20 protein-coding genes and 1 pseudogene are annotated in these 18,710 nt (G+C 59.9%); 3 read left to right on the plus strand and 18 right to left on the minus strand.

Annotated elements, in window-relative coordinates; all coding sequences use genetic code 11:
* The 8 genes from tatC to ubiE all read right to left on the minus strand — a co-directional run.
* On the minus strand, positions 1-564 hold a 564-nt coding region (tatC, locus tag AC3WMT_RS30290), incomplete at its 3' end, for a twin-arginine translocase subunit TatC (protein ID WP_103307356.1).
* Positions 561-1,016 carry a Sec-independent protein translocase protein TatB gene (tatB, locus tag AC3WMT_RS30295; RefSeq protein WP_103307355.1) on the minus strand — a complete coding sequence of 152 codons (456 nt, stop codon included), beginning with the start codon at positions 1,014-1,016 and terminating at the stop codon, positions 561-563. The genes tatC and tatB, both read right to left, overlap by 4 nt.
* A 10-nt stretch (positions 1,017-1,026) precedes the next feature.
* The gene (locus tag AC3WMT_RS30300) at positions 1,027-1,308 is read right to left on the minus strand and encodes a twin-arginine translocase TatA/TatE family subunit (RefSeq protein ID WP_003220847.1); all 282 of its coding nucleotides are present in this window, start codon (positions 1,306-1,308) and stop codon (positions 1,027-1,029) included.
* A gap of 25 nt (positions 1,309-1,333) precedes the next feature.
* Positions 1,334-1,666 carry a phosphoribosyl-ATP diphosphatase gene (locus AC3WMT_RS30305; RefSeq protein WP_103307354.1) on the minus strand — a complete coding sequence of 111 codons (333 nt, stop codon included), beginning with the start codon at positions 1,664-1,666 and terminating at the stop codon, positions 1,334-1,336.
* Positions 1,659-2,060: a phosphoribosyl-AMP cyclohydrolase gene (gene hisI / locus AC3WMT_RS30310; protein WP_064117075.1), complete on the minus strand. Its 402-nt coding sequence runs from the start codon at positions 2,058-2,060 to the stop codon at positions 1,659-1,661. Before hisI ends, AC3WMT_RS30305 begins: the two co-directional genes overlap by 8 nt.
* 80 nt (positions 2,061-2,140) lie before the next feature.
* The gene (ubiB, locus tag AC3WMT_RS30315) at positions 2,141-3,745 is read right to left on the minus strand and encodes a ubiquinone biosynthesis regulatory protein kinase UbiB (protein ID WP_103307353.1); all 1,605 of its coding nucleotides are present in this window, start codon (positions 3,743-3,745) and stop codon (positions 2,141-2,143) included.
* The gene (locus AC3WMT_RS30320) at positions 3,742-4,365 is read right to left on the minus strand and encodes a ubiquinone biosynthesis accessory factor UbiJ (protein ID WP_103307352.1); all 624 of its coding nucleotides are present in this window, start codon (positions 4,363-4,365) and stop codon (positions 3,742-3,744) included. The genes ubiB and AC3WMT_RS30320 overlap by 4 nt, the downstream gene beginning before the upstream one ends.
* Complete coding sequence (ubiE, locus tag AC3WMT_RS30325) at positions 4,365-5,135, minus strand: bifunctional demethylmenaquinone methyltransferase/2-methoxy-6-polyprenyl-1,4-benzoquinol methylase UbiE (protein WP_003220857.1); 771 nt, start codon at positions 5,133-5,135, stop codon at positions 4,365-4,367. The genes AC3WMT_RS30320 and ubiE overlap by 1 nt, the downstream gene beginning before the upstream one ends.
* Positions 5,136-5,301: 166 nt before the next feature.
* Between ubiE and AC3WMT_RS30330 the strand changes: the two genes are divergently transcribed.
* The 3 genes from AC3WMT_RS30330 (at position 5,302) to AC3WMT_RS30340 (ending at position 7,167) form a co-directional block, all read left to right on the plus strand.
* Positions 5,302-5,577, plus strand: coding sequence for a polyhydroxyalkanoic acid system family protein (locus AC3WMT_RS30330; RefSeq protein ID WP_103307351.1), 276 nt, complete (start codon positions 5,302-5,304; stop codon positions 5,575-5,577).
* Positions 5,578-5,810: 233 nt separating this feature from the next.
* Complete coding sequence (locus AC3WMT_RS30335) at positions 5,811-6,233, plus strand: phasin family protein (RefSeq protein WP_103307350.1); 423 nt, start codon at positions 5,811-5,813, stop codon at positions 6,231-6,233.
* Between the two features lie 10 nt (positions 6,234-6,243).
* A complete protein-coding gene (locus tag AC3WMT_RS30340; RefSeq protein WP_103307349.1) occupies positions 6,244-7,167 on the plus strand; it encodes a phasin family protein in 924 nt (307 codons plus the stop codon).
* A 255-nt stretch (positions 7,168-7,422) separates the two neighbouring features.
* On the opposite strand, the gene AC3WMT_RS30345 is transcribed toward AC3WMT_RS30340, so the two are convergent.
* The 10 genes and pseudogenes from AC3WMT_RS30345 to AC3WMT_RS30390 form a co-directional block, all read right to left on the minus strand.
* Positions 7,423-8,043, minus strand: coding sequence for a TetR/AcrR family transcriptional regulator (locus AC3WMT_RS30345; RefSeq protein WP_103307347.1), 621 nt, complete (start codon positions 8,041-8,043; stop codon positions 7,423-7,425).
* Between the two features lie 30 nt (positions 8,044-8,073).
* A complete protein-coding gene (phaC, locus tag AC3WMT_RS30350; protein WP_103307346.1) occupies positions 8,074-9,756 on the minus strand; it encodes a class II poly(R)-hydroxyalkanoic acid synthase in 1,683 nt (560 codons plus the stop codon).
* A 140-nt stretch (positions 9,757-9,896) separates the two neighbouring features.
* On the minus strand, positions 9,897-10,751 hold the full coding sequence (gene phaZ, locus AC3WMT_RS30355) for a poly(3-hydroxyalkanoate) depolymerase (RefSeq protein ID WP_007909378.1): 855 nt from the start codon (positions 10,749-10,751) through the stop codon (positions 9,897-9,899).
* 225 nt (positions 10,752-10,976) lie between these two features.
* The gene (phaC, locus tag AC3WMT_RS30360; RefSeq protein WP_103307345.1) at positions 10,977-12,656 is read right to left on the minus strand and encodes a class II poly(R)-hydroxyalkanoic acid synthase; all 1,680 of its coding nucleotides are present in this window, start codon (positions 12,654-12,656) and stop codon (positions 10,977-10,979) included.
* A gap of 258 nt (positions 12,657-12,914) precedes the next feature.
* Positions 12,915-13,286: a gamma-butyrobetaine hydroxylase family protein gene (locus AC3WMT_RS30365; protein ID WP_103307344.1), complete on the minus strand. Its 372-nt coding sequence runs from the start codon at positions 13,284-13,286 to the stop codon at positions 12,915-12,917.
* Positions 13,287-13,362: 76 nt separating this feature from the next.
* Positions 13,363-14,700, minus strand: coding sequence for an ATP-dependent protease ATPase subunit HslU (gene hslU, locus AC3WMT_RS30370; RefSeq protein ID WP_103307343.1), 1,338 nt, complete (start codon positions 14,698-14,700; stop codon positions 13,363-13,365).
* 49 nt (positions 14,701-14,749) lie between these two features.
* Positions 14,750-15,286 carry an ATP-dependent protease subunit HslV gene (gene hslV / locus AC3WMT_RS30375; protein WP_003220875.1) on the minus strand — a complete coding sequence of 179 codons (537 nt, stop codon included), beginning with the start codon at positions 15,284-15,286 and terminating at the stop codon, positions 14,750-14,752.
* Positions 15,287-15,573: 287 nt separating this feature from the next.
* Positions 15,574-16,281 carry an SPOR domain-containing protein gene (locus AC3WMT_RS30380; RefSeq protein WP_103307342.1) on the minus strand — a complete coding sequence of 236 codons (708 nt, stop codon included), beginning with the start codon at positions 16,279-16,281 and terminating at the stop codon, positions 15,574-15,576.
* A gap of 1 nt (position 16,282) precedes the next feature.
* The gene (argS, locus tag AC3WMT_RS30385) at positions 16,283-18,019 is read right to left on the minus strand and encodes an arginine--tRNA ligase (RefSeq protein WP_103307341.1); all 1,737 of its coding nucleotides are present in this window, start codon (positions 18,017-18,019) and stop codon (positions 16,283-16,285) included.
* A gap of 239 nt (positions 18,020-18,258) precedes the next feature.
* Positions 18,259-18,710, minus strand: a pseudogene (locus AC3WMT_RS30390) (primosomal protein N'); the annotation flags it as partial.

Below are 18,710 nucleotides of genomic sequence, written 5' to 3' on the forward strand. Positions count from 1 at the left end.
GACCACGCCGATCCACACCAGCAGCACCACGGCCACCGGGATTTCAAACGCCACGCCGAAGGCGAAGAACAGCGTCATGACGAAGTCGAGGTAGCTGGCGATGTCAGTCATCATTTCCACGCCGGCCGGGGTGGCAGCAGCGAAGAACTTGAAGATCAGCGGGAACACGAAGTAATAGGCGAAGGCCATGCCGGTGTAGAACAGCAGGATGCTGGAGACCAGCAACGGCACCGCGATGCGCTTTTCATGCTTGTACAGGCCCGGCGCGATGAAACCCCAGATCTGATGCAGGATCACCGGAATCGCGAGGAACAGCGAAACCATCATCGTCAGCTTCAGCGGCGTCAGGAACGGCGATGACACGTCGGTGGCGATCATCGTCGCGCCGACCGGCAGGTACTGGCGCAGCGGCGTCGAGACGAAGGTGTAGATCTGCTGGGTGAACGCAAACAGCCCGGCGAAGATGATGAAGATCGCCGCCACGCAACGCAGCAGGCGGGTGCGCAACTCGGTGAGGTGCGAAACCAGCGGCATGTGCTGGTCGTTTTCGGGGAGATCGCTCATGGGGCTCGCGGCGGCAGAGTAGTGTCGTGAGGCGCTGTTGTGATCGGCGCGGCGTTTGGCGCAACGTGTTCAACAGAATGTTCTACGGCGGCTGGCGCCGTTTCTGTCGGAGCTACAACGGCAGCAGGTGCTGGTGGCGTCGTCGCGGCAGCAGGGCTGTGAATCGTCTGCTGCCCCACATGCTCAACCGGCGTCGGCTCCTGCTGAACCGGCTGGAAAATCTTCCGCGCCTCTTGCTCCAGCGACAGAATGTGCTCGTTGTGCAGTTGCCGACGAATCTCGTCGGCACCGATTTCACGTTCAACTTCCTGTTTGATCGCGTTGAAGCTGCGCTTCAGCCGGCCGACCCACAGGCCAGCGGTGCGTGCAGCGCCCGGCAGACGCTCGGGGCCCAACACCAGCAGGGCAACGAGGCCGACGAGCAGCAGTTCAGAGAAGCTGATACCAAACATTAGTCAGTGCTCACACGTCTTTGCGGATCGGCTCTTCGACTTTTTGCGCCTGCACGTCGATGGTGTGCGGCGGGTTGGCCTGAGCGGTGGCTTGCGGTTGAACCGGTGGCACCGGCTGCGCAGGCGTCACGGTTGGATCAGCAGCCGGTTTTTCATCGTCATTCATGGCTTTACGGAAGCCCTTGATCGACTCGCCAACGTCGGTACCGAGGTTTTTCAGTTTCTTGGTGCCGAACACCAGCACCACGACTACCAGAATGACGATCCAGTGTTTCCAGTCAAAAATGCCCATGTTGCTGTTCCTCTCTAAAAATTGTTCAGGCGGACGGACGCGAGGCTTTCTCGACGTGTCCGGACAGACCGAAGCGGCGATCCAGTTCATCCAGCACGGCCTGCGGATGCAGCCCCAGTTGGGCGAGCATGACCATGCTGTGGAACCACAGGTCGGCGGTCTCGTAGATCACGTCGCTGCAGTCGCCGCTGATGGCGGCGTCCTTGGCGGCAATAATGGTTTCGACCGACTCTTCGCCGACTTTCTCCAGAATCTTGTTCAGGCCCTTGTGATACAGACTAGCTACATACGAGCTGTCGGCCGCTGCGCCTTTGCGCTCTTCGAGCACTTCGGCCAGACGAGTCAGGGTGTCACTCATGTTTGTGTCCTGCGGAGTAGATTGCGTGCGGGTCTTTCAGCACCGGATCGACGGTTTTCCAGTCGCCGTTTTCGAAGACACGGTAAAAGCAGCTTTGACGGCCGGTATGGCAAGCGATGTCGCCGATCTGTTCAACCATCAGGATGATCACGTCGGCGTCACAGTCCAGACGCATTTCATGCAAGGTCTGCACATGGCCGGACTCTTCGCCCTTGCGCCACAGCTTGCCACGGGAACGTGACCAGTAGATTGCACGGTTTTCCGCAGCGGTCAGCTCGAGCGCTTCGCGGTTCATCCAGGCCATCATCAGTACGCGTCCGGTCTTGTGATCCTGGGCAATCGCCGGCACCAGGCCATCAGCGTCCCACTTGATCTCGTCCAGCCAGTTGTTCATTTTCGACTCCGACAGCGAACCCACACTTCAATAGTCGGGTTCAGGCGTTGAAACAGTGTGCCAGCCGATCACGGAACTGGCTATCGGCGAACGACCAGATACAAGCCCACGGCCACCATGATCCCGGCGGGCCAATGCCCTAATTCGTGCAGCGGGCCACCGATGGCAAGGATCACCCCGCCCGCCAGATGGGCGCAACCGAGCAGGCGCAGGAACCAGTCGTCCTTGCGTTTGTGCCACGGTGGCGGCGGGTCGTAAGCGTGTGGCTGGGACATGCGTTCGAGCAGATCGCGGGCCATATTCGCCAGGTGTGGAATTTGTTCGAACTGGCTCTGCACGTTGCCGAGCAAGGCTTTCGGGCTGACGCGCTCACGCATCCAGCGTTCGAGGAACGGCTGCGCAGTGTTCCAAAGATCCAGGTCCGGATAGAGCTGACGTCCAAGGCCTTCGATGTTCAGCAGGGTCTTTTGCAGCAACACGAGTTGCGGCTGGACTTCCATGTTGAAGCGTCGTGCGGTCTGGAACAGGCGCATCAGCACCTGGCCAAATGAAATATCTTTTAACGGTTTTTCGAAGATCGGCTCGCAGACGGTACGGATCGCCGCTTCGAATTCGTTGAGCTTGGTTTCCGCCGGCACCCAGCCCGAATCGATGTGCAGTTGCGCCACACGACGGTAGTCACGCTTGAAGAAAGCGAACAGGTTGCGCGCCAGATAATCCTGGTCTTCCGGGGTCAGGCTGCCGACGATGCCGCAGTCGATCGCAATGTACTGCGGGCTCCACGGGTTGACGGTGCTGACGAAGATGTTGCCCGGGTGCATGTCGGCGTGGAAGAAACTGTCGCGGAACACCTGGGTGAAGAAGATCTCCACGCCGCGCTCGGCGAGCATTTTCATGTCGGTGCGCTGGTCGGCGAGGGTCGCCAGATCCGTCACCTGTATGCCGTAGATGCGCTCCATCACCAGCACTTTCGGCCGGCACCAGTCCCAATAGACTTGTGGCACGTAGAGCAGCGGCGAGCCTTCGAAGTTGCGCTTCAACTGGCTGGCATTCGCCGCCTCGCGCAGCAGGTCGAGTTCGTCGTAGATGGTTTTTTCGTAGTCCTGCACCACGTCGACCGGGTGCAGCAGACGCGCGTCGGCGGAGAGTTTTTCGGCGGCGCGGGCGAGGATGAACAGCCACGCCAGATCCTGGGCGATGATCGGTTTCAGGCCCGGGCGGATTACTTTTACTACGACTTCTTCACCGCTTTTCAGCTGCGCGGCGTGCACTTGTGCCACCGAAGCCGAGGCCAGCGGTTCGACGTCAAAGCGGCTGAACACTTCGCTGATCTTCTTGCCCAGCTGCTCTTCGATCAGCTTGATCGACAGCTGCGAATCGAACGGCGGCACGCGGTCCTGCAACAGCATCAGCTCATCGGCAATGTCTTCCGGCAACAGGTCGCGGCGGGTCGAGAGAATCTGCCCGAACTTGATGAAGATCGGCCCCAGGTCCTGCAACGCCAGGCGCAAACGCGCGCCACGGTTCAGCTCCAGCGGCTTGCGCGGGAACCAGCGCCACGGCAGCACATAGCGCAGCGCCAGGAGAAACCAGGGCAGCGGCAGATCGAACAGCAGGTCATCGAGGCGGTAGCGGATCACGACGCGCTGGATGCGCAACAGACGGCGGACGGCAAGCAGCTTCATGCGTTATCGCTTGGGTCGAGGGATCGGGAAAGGCGCTCGAAACGCGCCTCGAGACGTTCCAGATCAAGTTTGATCCGGTCCAGTTCGCTGAACCGCGCTTCGGCTTCACGCTGCCCGACGAGGGTGCGCGATTCTTCGGCGAGGTATTCGGCGAGATTCTGGTTGAGGCTGGCAAATCCTTGTTGATACCAGCGGGCGCGGCCGCGCAGGTGACCGCCGACCAGTTGCGTGGCGACCGGGCCGAGCCAGCGCGAGAGTTCGTACTCCCAGTCCAGCTCAAGATCCTGAAGGATACCGGCCAGTTCCAGCAGCACGCCGCTGTCGCCATCCAGCTCGACTTCCGGGGCGTGCAACACCGCGGTCTTGTCTTTGCTCATGGCCAGTTTTATCAGGCTGGAAGCCGGAGCGCGCAAGGTGCAGTCGACGCCGGTTTCCCAATGCGAAGCGAGCATCAGGCCTTCATCGCTCGGCAGGATGAACAGTTGCAGCGCCGGGCTGCGGCAATCCACGGCAATCACCTTGCCGGTCAGATGCGCCAGCCGCGGCAGCGCCGTGCTGTCGAGACGCAGCACCCGGTTCAGGCCGAGTTCAACGCTGGCGAGCAGCCCGGTGAGCAACATCAGGGCTTGATGCCGCGGTGCAGGGCAACGATGCCTGCGGTCATGTTGTGATAGGTCACGCGGTCAAAACCGGCGTCGACCATCATCGACTTCAGGGTTTCCTGATTCGGGTGCATGCGGATCGATTCGGCCAGGTAGCGATAGCTTTCCGAGTCGTTGGTGATCAACTTGCCCATCAGTGGCATGAAGGCGAACGAGTAAGCGTCGTAGGCTTTCGACATCAGCGCGTTGGTCGGCTTGGAGAATTCCAGCACCAGCAGGCGACCGCCGGGCTTGAGCACGCGCAGCATCGAGCGCAGAGCGTCTTCCTTGTGCGTCACGTTGCGCAGGCCGAAAGCGATGGTCACGCAGTCGAAATGGTTGTCCGGGAACGGCAGCTTTTCCGCATCAGCCTGAACGAATTCGACGTTGCCCGACACACCCAGATCGAGCAGGCGGTCACGACCGACCTTGAGCATCGATTCGTTGATGTCGGCCAACACTACTTGGCCGGTCGGGCCAACGAGGTGCGAGAACTTTTTGGTCAGGTCGCCAGTGCCGCCGGCGATGTCCAGCACGCGGTTACCGCTGCGCACGCCCGACAGTTCGATCGCAAAACGCTTCCACAGACGGTGCATGCCGCCCGACAGAAGGTCGTTCATCAGGTCGTACTTGGCGGCTACCGAGTGGAATACCTCAGCGACTTTTTCCGCTTTCTGGCTTTCCGGAACGTTTTTGAAGCCGAAGTGAGTGGTGGGTTCGGCATCGCTGCCTTTGCGCTGATCAGTCATATCGCTGTCACCAAAAGAGAATGCGCGACATTCTAATCCCCAAGCCATGCTTTGTCTTGGAATGGCTAAAGGTAAGATGGGCAACCTTCGGGACGATTTGCCGCAGACGCGGTCAAGATTTACCGACAAGCATTCATCGTCATCTTCAAAAATCAGGAGTCATTCAATGGCCAAAATCAGTGTTGAGCGTGCGCACAGCCTGGGCAAGGAAGCCGCCCGCGAGAAGGCCGACAAACTGGCGCAGAAACTCTCCGATCAATATGGCCTGGAGCCGCAATGGTCGGGCGACACCCTGAACCTCAAGCGCTCGGGCGTGAAAGGTGCGGTGCATGTGGCCGACGATTCGATCCGCGTCGACGTGGAACTGGGCCTGATGATGTCGGCCATGAGCGGCATGATCAAAGCCGAGATCGAGAAGGCCCTCGACAAAGCGCTGGTCTGAAACACGATCCCTTGTAGGAGTGAGCCTGCTCGCGATAGCGGTCTGTCAGTCGACTTCATTTTTGACTGATACACCGCTATCGCGAGCAGGCTCACTCCTACATTTGTTTTGTAGCGCTCCCTAGCTTTTATGTCAGTTGTTAGGGTGCCGTTTCTAATTTTTCTGCCTACTTTGTGCCTGAGCCCGACAAACCTGCGGGCAGTTCCTCAAACCTTCTGCGCGTGAGGTGCACCATGGCCAAAGTTATTTTGAAGAAAAAAATCGACGCTTCGACTTCTACTCTGAGCGACGTGAAATCCTATGCCCGCAAGATCTGGCTGGCAGGCCTGGGTGCCTACGCCAAGGTCGGTCAAGAGGGCAGCGAGTACTTTCAGGAGTTGATCAAGGCTGGTCAAACTGTTGAAAAGAAAGGCAAAAAAGTCGTCACCGAAAAACTCGAAGCGGCCAATGCCGAGATCGACGATGCCAAGAGCGAAGTCAGTTCTTTCAAAGGTCGTGTCGAAGTTCAGCTCGACAAGGTCGAGAAGGCGTTCGACTCCCGTGTAGCAAGCGCCTTGAATCGTATCGGCATTCCGTCTAAACATGACGTTGAGACACTCTCTGCTAAGCTCGATGAGCTGACGGCATTGCTCGAACGCGTCGCGCGTAAATCTTAAGGAGAACGGGATGGCTGGTAAAAAGAACACCGATAAAGAAGGCAGCTCGTGGATTGGGAAGGTCGAAGACTACTCCCGTAAAATCTGGCTGGCTGGTTTAGGCGTGTACTCGAAGATCGACACTGACGGCAGCAAGCTCTTCGATACATTGGTCAAAGACGGCGAGAAAGCCGAGAAGCTCACCAAGTCTGCAGTCGGCAAAAAAGTCGATGCAGCCAAGGACTCCGCTTCTTCGGCCAAATCGCGCATCAGTGGCGTGAAAGATCGCGCACTGGGCAAGTGGGATGAGCTGGAAGGAGCTTTCGACAAGCGCCTGAACAGTGCAATTTCGCGCCTGGGTGTGCCAAGCCGCAATGAAGTCAAAGCGCTGCACAGCAAGGTTGAAACCCTGACCAAGCAGATCGAAAAACTCACCGGTCTGAAAGCTCAGCCTGTGGCGGCGAAAACCGCAGCAGCCAAACCGGCAGCCAAAACCGCCGCAGCTAAACCAGCGGCAAAAACCGCGGCCAAGCCTTTGGCCAAAGCGGCTGCCAAACCGGTGGCGAAGGCTAAAGCAGCAGTTAAATCCGTAGCGAAAACGGCTGCCGCCAAACCTGCTGCGAAAGCAGCGGCCAAGCCGGTTGCAGCTGCCAAGGCAGCCGCGAAACCTGCCGCTAAAACCGCAGCGAAGCCAGCCGCCAAGCCAGCAGCGAAAACCGCTGCCGCCAAACCGGCTGCCAAGCCAGCGGCCAAACCTGCCGCGGCGAAGAAACCGGCAGTGAAAAAGCCGGCCGCACCGAAAGCCGCTGCGCCGAAACCGGCAGCGCCTGCCGCTGCAGCCAAGCCTGCCACCCCGGCAATCCCGGCCAGCGCGTCGAACTCCGCCGCTGCACCGACTCCGGTAGCCACCCCGACTGCTGCATCGACTCCATCGACGCCAACCAGTCAGTCCTGATTCTTCAGGGCAAAACAAAACGCCCGGCCTGTGAAGGCCGGGCGTTTTTTTGTGTATTTTAAAAGCAAACCCTCACCCCAGCCCTCTCCCAGAGGGAGAGGGGGCCGACCGCAATGTCTTACGTCATGCATCGACCGGAAAAACCGAGTCGATTATGGATTCAATAGAGAGATTTCAGGTCGGCGTAACTCATCAGCATCCCCGGATAAGTCCCCTCTCCCTCTGGGAGAGGGCTAGGGTGAGGGGCTCTTGATTTCAGTCGTGGTCTTCAAGGTATTGCAGGGCCATCCGTTCGGTCGCCACTTTCACCGGCGGCAGCAGATGCGGCGCCACCAGCATCATGATCTGGTACACGACGAGTCTGACCTCGCCCTCGCGATCAAGAATCCGCTGATAGTCCAGCGAGAACAGCAGGGTCATGGTGATCTGCTCCACCAGTTGCCCCAACGCCTGGGTATCACTGACCAACTGCCCGCCCGCTTTCAACCGAGCCAGCAATGACGCCAGCGTGCGCTTCAGAGCATTAAGCAGATGACGAATGCCTTTGGCCAGTTTCGGCAACCGTCCGGCCAGGTTCGACAGGTCCTGAAACAGAAACCGATACTGCGCCAGTCGCTCGACGATCAAATGCAGGAACAGCCAGTAATCCTCCGGCGCCAGCTCCACATCCGAGGGCGGATCGAGCAGCGGCGCCAGTTCATTCTGGAAACGTTCGAACAACCCGAGTATCAGCGGTTCCTTGCCGTGGAAGTGGTAGTAGAGGTTGCCGGGGCTGATCCCCATTTCGTTGGCAACCTCCATGGTGGAGACGTTTGGCTCGCCCTTTTCGTTGAACAGTTGCAGAGCACATTCGAGAATCCGGTCGCGGGTTTTCATCCAGTCTTCTTAGAAAAGTTCGGTTAAGCGTCAGCGCACACGCACGTAAGTACCGGGCGCGGCCTCCATCGGTGGATAGTTCGGGTTGCCGAGGGTAAACGTGGTTTCGTGCTGGGCACCGGAGCGCTGTTGAATCCATTCCAGCCACTGCGGCCACCAGCTGCCATCAACGTGTTTGGCGTCGTAGTACCAGGCGCGTGGGTCGCTGCTCATCTTCCCGTTCTCGACGTACGCGGCTTTCGGGTTGCTTGGCGGGTTGAGGATGCTTTGCACGTGGCCGCTGTTGGACAGTACGAAGCGGCGCTCGCCACCCAGCAGCAGGGTCGAGCGATACACCGCGTCCCACGGCGTGATGTGATCGTTCATGCCGGCGACGCTGAAGCTGTCGACGGTGACTTTTTGCAGATCGATCGGCGTGCCGCACACTTCCAGACCGCCAGGATGGGTCAATGGGTTGTGCTTGAAGAAGTCCAGCAGATCGCCGTGAAACGCGGCGGGCAGGCGGGTGTTGTCGTTGTTCCAGTAAAGGATGTCGAAGGCGGGCGGCTCTTTGCCCAGCAGGTAATTGTTGACGAAGTAGCTCCAGATCAAATCGTTCGGGCGCATCCAGGCGAAGATCTTCGCCATGTCGCGGCCGTCCAGCACGCCTTTCTGGTAGGAACGACGCTTGGCCGCTTCCAGCGTCTGCTCATCGGCAAACAGCGTGGCCGGGGTTTCGATCTGGCTGTCGAGCAGGCTGACCAGATAGGTCGCGCTGGAGATGCGCCGCAACTGCCGTTTGGCCTGCAAATGACCTTGCAAGGCTGCGATGGTCAGTCCGCCGGCGCAGGCCCCCATCAGGTTCACTTCGCGGGCGCCGGTGATTGCCCGGCACACGTTCATCGCTTCTTCCACCGCTTCAACGTAGGTCGACAGGCCCCACTCGCGATGGCGCACATCGGGGTTGCGCCAGCTGATCATGAAGGTCTGCAAGCCGTTCTTCAGCGCGTACTGGACGAAGCTGTTGTGTGGGCTCAGGTCGAAGATGTAGTACTTGTTGATTTGCGGCGGCACCACCAGCAGCGGCTTGGCGTACTGCTTTTCGCTCATCGGCTTGTACTGGATCAGCTCCAGCATCTCATTGCGAAACACCACCGAGCCGGTGGTGGTGGCGACGGTCTTGCCGACCTCGAAAGCCTGACGAGTGACCTGCCGTGGCAAGCCGTCGTTGTGCAGCAGGTCATCGAACAGATGACTGAGGCCGCGCACCAGACTGTTACCGCCGGAGTTGAACAGCTCCTTGATCGCCAGCGGGTTGAGCAGGGTGTTGGACGGCGCTACGGCGTCGTTGAGCAGAGTGAAGGCAAAATGTGCGCGGGCGCGGTCGTCATCGCTCATATTGCTTTCATCGATCCAGCTTTTGACCTGCTTCTGCCAAGCCAGATAGGCCTGCAGGCTGCGCCGGTAAAACGGGTTGAGGCTCCACGCCGGATCGGCGAAGCGAGTGTCCTGCGGGTTGGTCGGGTGTAAGGTTTCGCCGAGCAGCACACGGCCGAGCTGGCCGCCGAGTTTCAAGGCGTGTTTCGCGCTGTGGATCGGATTGCGCAAACCATGGGCGGCGACACTGCGCAAGGTCGAGAGCAGATCCCGGCCACGCAGACCGGTGATCGCACTTTGTGCGTTGATGAACACGGCGGGGCTGGGCACTACGCCCGTCGCTGGTTTGTCGCGCATGACTCAACACTCCTTCGTCTTCAGGTCAAAAAACAAACTCACCGAACCAGAACACCATAGACGCTGTTGCGAGTTGCTGCCTGCGCGGCGTCCTGCCGCGCACTTTCTACAAAAGCCCTGCATAAAGCCTGCCGCAGGGCTTAACCGCCGAGCGGAGTTGGATGCGGGTGCATCACGGCGCGTTGACGCTCCTCCTGGAGGAATTTCATGATGATCGGCGCCACCGCTTCGGCGCGGGTGATCAGGAACAGATGACCGTCGTCGATGATGTGCAACTGCGCATTGGGAATGCGCCAGGCGAGCATGCGCATGTTGATCAACGGAATCAGCGGATCGTCATCGCCGGCCAGTACCAGCGTCGGTTGATGGATCTTGTGCAGCCAGTGAATGCTGGTCCAGCCAAGGCCGGCGAACAGTTGCCAGTAGTAACCGAGCTTGCCTGCCGAACGCACTTTCGCCGCATGGCTGGCGGCCAGCGTCGGGTCACGGCGGAACGAGCCGCCGTAGATCAAAGGCGCGATGCGGATGACATGGGATGGCTGGATGTAGCGCCGGGGGCTGGCCATCATCCACAACACTTTCGGTTTGCCTGGCACCATCACTGCACCGGCAGCGGTCGCCGCCAGCACCAGTTTCTTGCAGCGCTCGGGGTAGTCGTAGGCGAATTGCTGCGCCAGTGCGCCCCCCCACGACACGCCGATCACATTGACCTGACCGTAGTCGAGGTAATCGAGCATCCGCGCAGTCAGCTTGGCCAGGCCAGGAAAGCGATACGGCCGGTTCGGCGTCGAAGAACCGCCGACACCGGGCACGTCGAAGGCGATCACTTCCAGATCCGGGTCCAGTGCTGCGACAAACGGAAACACCAGCTCCAGGTTGGCGCCGATGCCGTTGAAAATCAGCAAGGGCGTCAAGTGAGGCTTGCCGGGGCGTACTGCCGTGCGGAGGGTCTGGCCATCCAGGTCGACGGTACGAAAAATGAACGGTTGCGGCATGCTTCAGGCCCTGTGGGTCGATCTCAATATCACCTCGAATCCCTTGTGGGAGCGGGCAATGTGGCGAGGGGATTTATCCCCGATCGACTGCGAAGCAGTCGCACACCCTCGAACGCGGAGAATCATAGTTGCCGCGATTGCAGGTTTTGGGGCCGCTGCGCGACCCATCGGGGATGAATCCCCTCACCACAAGCCCGCTCCCACGGGGGAAATGAGGTGTGTCAGTTACCGCTCGTGAACATAAGTACCCGGCGATGCTTCACCTGGCGCATATGCCTTGTTGCCGAGTTTGGTTGGCGCTTTTTTCAGGTTGCCCGAGCGCTCGGCTTGCCACGTCTGCCAGTACAGCCACCAGGAATCGGTGTGCTTGGTCGAGTTTTCTTGCCAGTCATCGGCATTAGCCGCCATTTCTTCGCCGGTCATGTAGCGCGATTTCGGATTACCCGGCGGGTTGAGAATGCTCTGGATATGGCCGCTGCTCGACAGCACGAACTCGACCTTGCCACCAAACAGCTGCGCCGACTTGTAGCAGGACTTCCACGGCGTGATGTGGTCGTTGGTGCCGGCCAGCGAGAAGATGTCGGCGGTGACCTGCTTGAGGTCGATGGGCGTGCCGCACACTTCCAGTGCGTTGGGGCGAATCAGTGGGTTGTTTTTGAACATTTCGATCAGGTCGCCGTGGAACGCGGCCGGCAACCGTGTGGTGTCGTTGTTCCAGAACAGGATGTCGAACACCGGCGGCTCGTTGCCGAGCAGGTAGTTGTTGACCCAGTAGTTCCAGATCAGATCGTTCGGCCGCATCCACGCGAAGACCTTGGCCATGTCTTTGCCTTCGAGCACGCCGGCCTGATACGAATGGCGCTTGGCGGTCTCAAGGGTCTGTTCATCGACAAACAACGCGACGTCGCTGTCCAGGGTGGTGTCGAGCACGCTGACCAGCAGCGTGAGGGCATTGACCTTCTTCTCGCCGATCGCCGCGTAGTGGCCGAGCAGGGCGGTGCAGGTGATGCCGCCCGAGCAGGCGCCGAGCATGTTCACGTCTTTGCTGCCTGTGATGGCGGTAACCACATCGACCGCTTCTTTCAGCGCATCGATGTACGTCGACAGGCCCCACTCGCGCTGCGCCTTGGTCGGGTTGCGCCAGCTGACGATGAACGTCTGCACGTTGTTGCGCAGGCAGAAGCGCGCCAGGCTCTTGTCCGGGCTGAGGTCGAAAACGTAGAACTTGTTGATCTGTGGTGGCACCACCAGCAATGGACGCTCGTGAACCTGTTCGGTGATCGGCTTGTACTGGATCAGCTCCAGCACGTCGTTGCGAAACACCACGGCGCCTTCGGTGACACCAAGGCTCTTGCCGACCTCGAATGCGCCCATGTTGACCTGGCTCGGCATGCCGCCGTTGTGTACCAGATCCTTGGCCAGATGCGAGAGGCCGTCGAGCAGGCTTTTGCCGCCGGTTTCGAAGAAGCGTTTGACCGCCGCCGGGTTGGCCGCCGTGTTGGTCGGGGCCATGGCTTCGGTCATCAGGTTAATGACGAAATGCCCACGGGCGATGTCTTTGGGTGACAGGCTGCTGTCATCGATCCAGGCGTGGAGTTCCTTGCGCCACGCCAGATAAGTTTGCAGATAACGTTTGTAGAGCGGGTTCTGGCTCCACGCAGGATCGGCGAAGCGACGGTCATCGCCGGCCGGTTGCAGTTCGGATTTGCCGAACAACACGTTCTTCAGTTCGAGGCCGAAATGGGTGACGTGCTTGACGCTATGGATCGGTTGTTTAATGGCCTGTTTCAGCACCATACGAGCAGAGGCCAGCAGATCCTTTCCGCGTAGCCCAACGACGGGATTAAGCCCCAGGGTGTTTTCCGAGGCTTGGTACTTCAGGTCATCGTTATTCTTGTTACTCATCTACGACGCTCCATTGTCCTGAGACGAGTACCCGGTTTTCTGCTGTGCAGTTCCACAGCCAATGCCAGGTACTACTGCTCGGGTGACCGTTAATTCTGCATAGCTGCTTTACAGTCGTAGAGCACTGCAGGGAACTTGCCAGCTCCATTGGTTACCCGAGTTTAATTTTTTTCGCAAGCGGGCCGATCCTCGACGACGCAGCGGAGCATTCAAACAGATGAATTTAGAAAATGCCCTCTAAAGAGCAAGAGTCTCGGACTAGAGCATCAGCTTGACGATCGACTCATCCGGATCGCGGGTTTTTCCGGCGGCTTTGAGCTCGGCCAGATAATCGGCCCAGAGTGCGTCATGACGTCGCCCCAGCTCGTAGAGATATTCCCAAGTGAACAAGCCACTGTCGTGACCGTCGTCGAAGGTCAGTTTCAGTGCGTAGTGACCGGCCGGTTCCAGCTTGCTCAGACCGACGTTGAGTTTGCCGAATTGCAGGATCGGTTTGCCGTGACCCTGGACCTCGGCGGAGGGGGAATGCACGCGCAGGAATTCGGCGGGCAAGGTGTACTCCTCGCCGGACGCGTAGGTGAGCGTCAGGGTTTTCGAGGCTTTGTGCAGTTTGATGTCGGTAGGAATCATAGAAACAGCCTTTAGCTGCAAGCAACAAGCTGCAAGCTTAACTCAGCCCGTAGCTTGCCGCTTGCCGCTTGCCGCTCTACAGAATGTAGCGGGACAGGTCTTCGTTCTGCGCCAATTCGCCGAGGTGGCTGTTGACGTACGCCGCGTCGATCAGAATCGGCTTCTCATCGTGCGTGCTGGCCATATCACCGGCGCTGAACGACACCTCTTCGAGCAGACGCTCAAGCAAGGTGTGCAGACGACGGGCACCAATGTTCTCGGTTTTCTCGTTGACCTGCCAGGCGATCTCGGCAATGCGCTGGATACCTTCAGGCTGGAACTGGATGTTCAGGCCTTCGGTTTTCAGCAGTGCGCAGTATTGTTCGGTGAGCGAGGCGTGCGGTTCGCTGAGAATGCGCTCGAAGTCTTCCGGGGTCAGGGCCTTGAGTTCGACGCGGATCGGCAGACGGCCTTGCAGCTCCGGCACCAGATCGCTCGGCTTGCTCAGGTGGAACGCACCGGAAGCGATGAACAGGATGTGATCAGTCTTGACCATGCCCAGTTTGGTGTTGACGGTGCAGCCTTCGATCAGCGGCAGCAGGTCGCGCTGCACGCCTTCACGGGACACGTCAGCGCCGCCGACGTTACCGCGCTTGGCGACTTTGTCGATCTCGTCGATGAACACGATACCGTGCTGCTCGACGGCTTCCAGCGCCTTGGCTTTCAGCTCTTCTTCATTGACCAGACGCCCGGCTTCTTCGTCGCGCACCAGTTTCAGTGCTTCTTTGACCTTGAGCTTGCGAGACTTCTTCTTGCCCTTGCCCATGTTGGCAAACAGCGACTGCAACTGGTTAGTCATCTCTTCCATGCCGGGCGGCGTGGCGATTTCGATGCCGGCCACTTCGGCGACTTCGATCTCGATTTCCTTGTCATCCAGCTGACCTTCGCGCAGGCGCTTGCGGAACAGCTGACGGGTGTTGGAATCCGAGCTTGGCGCTTCTTCATTGCTGAAGCCCATGCGAGCCGGCGGCAGCAGGGCGTCGAGGATACGGTCCTCGGCGGCGTCTTCGGCGCGGTGACGAACGCGGGTCATTTCCTGCTCGCGCAGCATCTTGATCGCAGCATCGGCCAGATCACGGATGATCGATTCGACGTCACGGCCGACATAGCCGACTTCGGTGAACTTGGTCGCTTCGACCTTGATGAACGGCGCGTTGGCCAGTTTCGCCAGACGACGGGCGATCTCGGTTTTACCGACACCGGTCGGGCCGATCATCAGGATGTTCTTCGGGGTCACTTCAACGCGCAGCTCTTCAGGCAGCTGCATGCGGCGCCAGCGGTTGCGCAGGGCAATCGCGACGGCGCGCTTGGCATCGTCCTGGCCGATGATGTGGCGGTTGAGTTCGTGGACGATTTCGCGGGGAGTCATGGACATAATAATTGGCGGTCCTCAAGCAGAAAAAAGCCGTGGCACAGGGGCCGTATCAGGCTTCTTCAGCGAGATCCTGCTCCTCAATGGTCTGAGTGTGGTTGGTGAATACACAGATGTCGGCGGCGATACCGAGGGCGGTTTCGACGATTTCCCGGGCCGACAGATCAGTCTTTTTCAGCAGGGCGCTGGCTGCTGCCTGCGCGTACCCGCCGCCGGAACCCATGGCGATCAGGCCATTCTCCGGTTCGACCACGTCACCGTTGCCGGTAATGATCAGGGAGGCGTCCTTGTTGGCGACCGCGAGCATGGCTTCGAGGCGGCTCAGGGAACGGTCGGTGCGCCATTCTTTGGCGAGTTCGACGGCGGCGCGGATCAGGTGGCCCTGATGTTTCTCAAGCTGGCCTTCGAAACGTTCGAACAGGGTGAAGGCGTCGGCGGTGGCACCGGCGAAACCGGCGATGACCTGGCCGTGGTACAGGCGACGCACTTTTTTCGCGTTGCCTTTCATCACGGTATTGCCGAGAGAAACCTGGCCGTCGCCGCCCATGACGACTTTGCCGTGGCGGCGGACTGAAACGATGGTGGTCAAGGGAAGAGTCTCCACACTGCAGGGCGAAAATGCCTTATGCCCATTCATATGGGGGTGGTGGAGAGGATTTCAACCGGGAGGGTCAATGGGAGACGAATGGTGTGTGATGACTGTGGCGAGGGGATTTATCCCCGATGGGGCGCGAAGCGCCCCTGAATCCTGCAATGGCGGTAAGACTGACACACCGCGAACGCTGGATTTACGACTGCTGCGCAGCCGGTCGGGGATGAATCCCCTCACCACAGTGATTGTGGGCAGCCTCGGAGTGAGGTGCCCACGGGGAACTGTCAGCGGCTCTGGCGTTGTTGTAACAACAGGTTGCTGAAACCGGCGCCAGCCAGTTGTTTCTGCGCCGTGGTCAGCTGTTCGCGGTTGCTGAACGGGCCGACCAAAACGCGATACCAGGTTTCATCCTTGACCGTGCCGGACTCAACCGCCACTGCCTGACCGAGCAGAATGATCTGCGCACGGACCTTGTCGGCATCCGTCTCTTTGCGGAACGAGCCGGCCTGGAGGAAGAACTTCGTCACCGGTGCCGCTTTGGCCACCGGTGGCGCTGGCGGCGGGGTAATCCCGGCCAGTGCCGCTTGAGCGCGTGCGGTGTCGATTTTTGCCGCTTCCGCCGGAGTGACGGGAGTCGTCGGCACTTGCGGTGTCGGCAGGGTTTTCTCCGGCACGGCGTCCGGCGGCACGATCACTTCCGATTCCGGCAGCAGCGTGTAGAAGTCGTACTTCGGCTTCACCGGTTGCGTCGGGCTCGGCGGGGTCTTGTTGGCCTCGGCGATCTTCGACGCTTTCTGCTGTTGCGCCTGCTCGACCTTCTCACGCTTGACCGTGTCGCTGCCCTTGCCCGGCTCCAGCTTCATCAGGAACACGATGAACGCACCGACCGTCAGGCCGATGGCCATCCACAGCCAACCCGGAATCGGTTGCTTCGCAGGAGCTTGGTAACGGCTGGCGCCACGCTTGGGTGCAGGTTTTTTCTTGGCAGCCAACTTACATACGCTCCAGAGTTTCCAGACCCAACAGCTCCAGGCCTTGCTTGAGGGTGCGGCCGGTCAGCGCGGCCAGGCGCAGACGGCTCTGCATCTGGGCCGGCGTTTCGGCGGCGAGGATCGGGCAGTTCTCGTAGAAGCTGGAGAACAGACCGGCGACGTCATACAGGTAGGTGCAGAGAATGTGCGGCGTGCCTTTGTCGGACACGTTGTTCAGCACTTCGCCGAACTGCGCCAGTTTCGCTGCCAGCTCTTGCTCGTGTGCCGCGTCGAGAACGATCTGGCCGTCGACTTCGCTGAAGTCCTTGCCCAGTTTGCGGAACACACCGGCGACGCGGGTGTAGGCGTACAGCAGGTACGGCGCGGTGTTGCCTTCGAAGTTCAGCATCAGGTCGAAGTTGAAGCTGTAGTCGCTGGTGCGGTGCTTGGACAGGTCGGCGTATTTCACCGCGCCGATGCCGACGACCTTGGCGATGTTGCGCAGTTCGTCTTCGGCAAGCTCCGGGTTCTTCTCTTTCACCAGGTTGTAGGCACGTTCCTGCGCTTCGGTCAGCAGGTCGATCAGCTTCACGGTGCCGCCATCACGGGTCTTGAACGGACGGCCATCGGCGCCGTTCATGGTGCCGAAGCCCATGTGTTCCATTTCCATCGGATGGGTCACGAAACCGGCCTTGCGCGCCACGGCGAACACTTGCTGGAAGTGCAGGGCCTGACGCTGGTCGACGAAGTACAGCGCGCGATCGGCTTTCAGCTTGCCGCTGCGGTAGCGCACGGCCGCCAGGTCGGTTGTGGCGTAGAGGTAGCCGCCGTCAGCCTTGACGATGATCACCGGCAGCGGGTCGCCGTCGGCGTTCTTGAATTCGTCGAGGAACACGCACTGGGCACCGTTGCTTTCGACCAGCATACCGGCGGCTTTCAGGTCGTTGACCACGTTGATCAGGTCGTCGTTGTAGGCGCTTTCGCCCATCACGTCGGCCATGGTCAGTTTGACGTTGAGCAGTTCGTAGATTTTCTGGCAGTGCGACAGCGAGATGTCCTTGAACTTGGTCCACAGCGCCAGGCACTCGGCATCGCCGGCCTGCAACTTGACCACCAGGCCACGGGCGCGGTCGGCGAATTCTTCGGACTCGTCGAAACGCTGCTTGGCGGCGCGGTAGAAGTTTTCCAGATCGGACAGCTCGTCGCTGGTGATCGGGTTTTCCTGCAGATAGGCCATCAGCATGCCGAACTGGGTGCCCCAGTCGCCGACGTGGTTCTGACGGATCACTTCGTCGCCGAGGAATTCGAGAACGCGGGCCACGCCGTCACCAATGATGGTCGAGCGCAGGTGGCCAACGTGCATTTCCTTGGCCAGGTTCGGCGCCGACAGGTCGACCACGGTGCGCTGCGCAGGACCAGCCTTGCGTACGCCAACATGGGCGTCGGCCAGCGCGGCGTCGAGGCGCGAAGCCAGAGCCTGAGTGTTCTGGAAGAAATTGATGAAGCCCGGGCCGGCGATTTCGGCCTTGGTGACGTTTTCGTCAGCCGGCAGTGCGGCGATGATTTTTTCCGCCAGATCGCGCGGTTTCATGCCAGCAGGCTTGGCCAGCATCATCGCGATGTTGCTGGCGAAGTCGCCGTGGGTCTTGTCGCGGGCGTTCTCCACCTGGATCGCCGGCGTCAGGCCTTCAGGCAACACACCTTCGTTGACGAGTTGGGTGAGGGCTTGTTGGATCAGCTGGCGAATGGTGTCTTTCATGGTCTTCTCTTTCGACCGCAAGCGCGGCGGCGCATCGATGCGCGGGTGGAAAAACTGGGCATTATCCGTTGCGAAGACGGGCTTGCCAACCTTAGCAGGCAGGATGTGGATGTGTGGTGACAAATAGACCGCTTTCGCGAGCAAGCTCGCTCACACATTGGATCTGCGGCGTTTATACATTATGTGTCTGGCATCAATCCCTTGTAGGAGCGAGCCTGCTCGCGAAGGCGATCTTCAGGTCAATACAAATCGACCGGATCGACATCTAAAGACCAGCGCACCGCCCGCCCACTCGGCATCTGCTCAAGCACCAGCAACCAGTTGGCGAGCAATCGATGCAGCGGTGCCCGTGCAGTCGCCTGCAACAAAAGCTGCGCACGATAACGCCCGGCGCGTCGTTCCATCGGCGCCGGCACCGGCCCGAGCAATTCAATCCCGCTCAGCCCCTGCTCGACCAGCAAACGCTCGGCCTCGCTGCACGCCTCGTCAAGAAAACCTTCAGCCTGCCCCGGCTTGTGCGCTTCAGCGCGCAGCAACGCCAGATGCGCGAACGGCGGCAGCCCGGCGGCGCGACGCTCGCTCAGGGCCTGCTCGGCAAAGGCGAAATAACCCTGCTCGGTCAGTTGCACCAATAAAGGATGGTCGGCGAGGTGGGTCTGGATGATCACCTTGCCCGGCTCTTCTGCCCGCC

The sequence above is a fragment of the Pseudomonas sp. FW305-7 genome, from assembly GCF_058786735.1.

Coding starts and splice junctions, on each gene's coding strand:
- tatB (WP_103307355.1), bottom strand. CDS start 1,016: ATGTTTGGTATCAGCTTCTCTGAACTGCTGCTCGTCGGCCTCGTTGCC.
- AC3WMT_RS30300 (WP_003220847.1), bottom strand. CDS start 1,308: ATGGGCATTTTTGACTGGAAACACTGGATCGTCATTCTGGTAGTCGTG.
- AC3WMT_RS30305 (WP_103307354.1), bottom strand. CDS start 1,666: ATGAGTGACACCCTGACTCGTCTGGCCGAAGTGCTCGAAGAGCGCAAA.
- hisI (WP_064117075.1), bottom strand. CDS start 2,060: ATGAACAACTGGCTGGACGAGATCAAGTGGGACGCTGATGGCCTGGTG.
- ubiB (WP_103307353.1), bottom strand. CDS start 3,745: ATGAAGCTGCTTGCCGTCCGCCGTCTGTTGCGCATCCAGCGCGTCGTG.
- AC3WMT_RS30320 (WP_103307352.1), bottom strand. CDS start 4,365: ATGTTGCTCACCGGGCTGCTCGCCAGCGTTGAACTCGGCCTGAACCGG.
- ubiE (WP_003220857.1), bottom strand. CDS start 5,135: ATGACTGATCAGCGCAAAGGCAGCGATGCCGAACCCACCACTCACTTC.
- AC3WMT_RS30330 (WP_103307351.1), top strand. CDS start 5,302: ATGGCCAAAATCAGTGTTGAGCGTGCGCACAGCCTGGGCAAGGAAGCC.
- AC3WMT_RS30335 (WP_103307350.1), top strand. CDS start 5,811: ATGGCCAAAGTTATTTTGAAGAAAAAAATCGACGCTTCGACTTCTACT.
- AC3WMT_RS30340 (WP_103307349.1), top strand. CDS start 6,244: ATGGCTGGTAAAAAGAACACCGATAAAGAAGGCAGCTCGTGGATTGGG.
- AC3WMT_RS30345 (WP_103307347.1), bottom strand. CDS start 8,043: ATGAAAACCCGCGACCGGATTCTCGAATGTGCTCTGCAACTGTTCAAC.
- phaC (WP_103307346.1), bottom strand. CDS start 9,756: ATGCGCGACAAACCAGCGACGGGCGTAGTGCCCAGCCCCGCCGTGTTC.
- phaZ (WP_007909378.1), bottom strand. CDS start 10,751: ATGCCGCAACCGTTCATTTTTCGTACCGTCGACCTGGATGGCCAGACC.
- phaC (WP_103307345.1), bottom strand. CDS start 12,656: ATGAGTAACAAGAATAACGATGACCTGAAGTACCAAGCCTCGGAAAAC.
- AC3WMT_RS30365 (WP_103307344.1), bottom strand. CDS start 13,286: ATGATTCCTACCGACATCAAACTGCACAAAGCCTCGAAAACCCTGACG.
- hslU (WP_103307343.1), bottom strand. CDS start 14,700: ATGTCCATGACTCCCCGCGAAATCGTCCACGAACTCAACCGCCACATC.
- argS (WP_103307341.1), bottom strand. CDS start 18,019: ATGAAAGACACCATTCGCCAGCTGATCCAACAAGCCCTCACCCAACTC.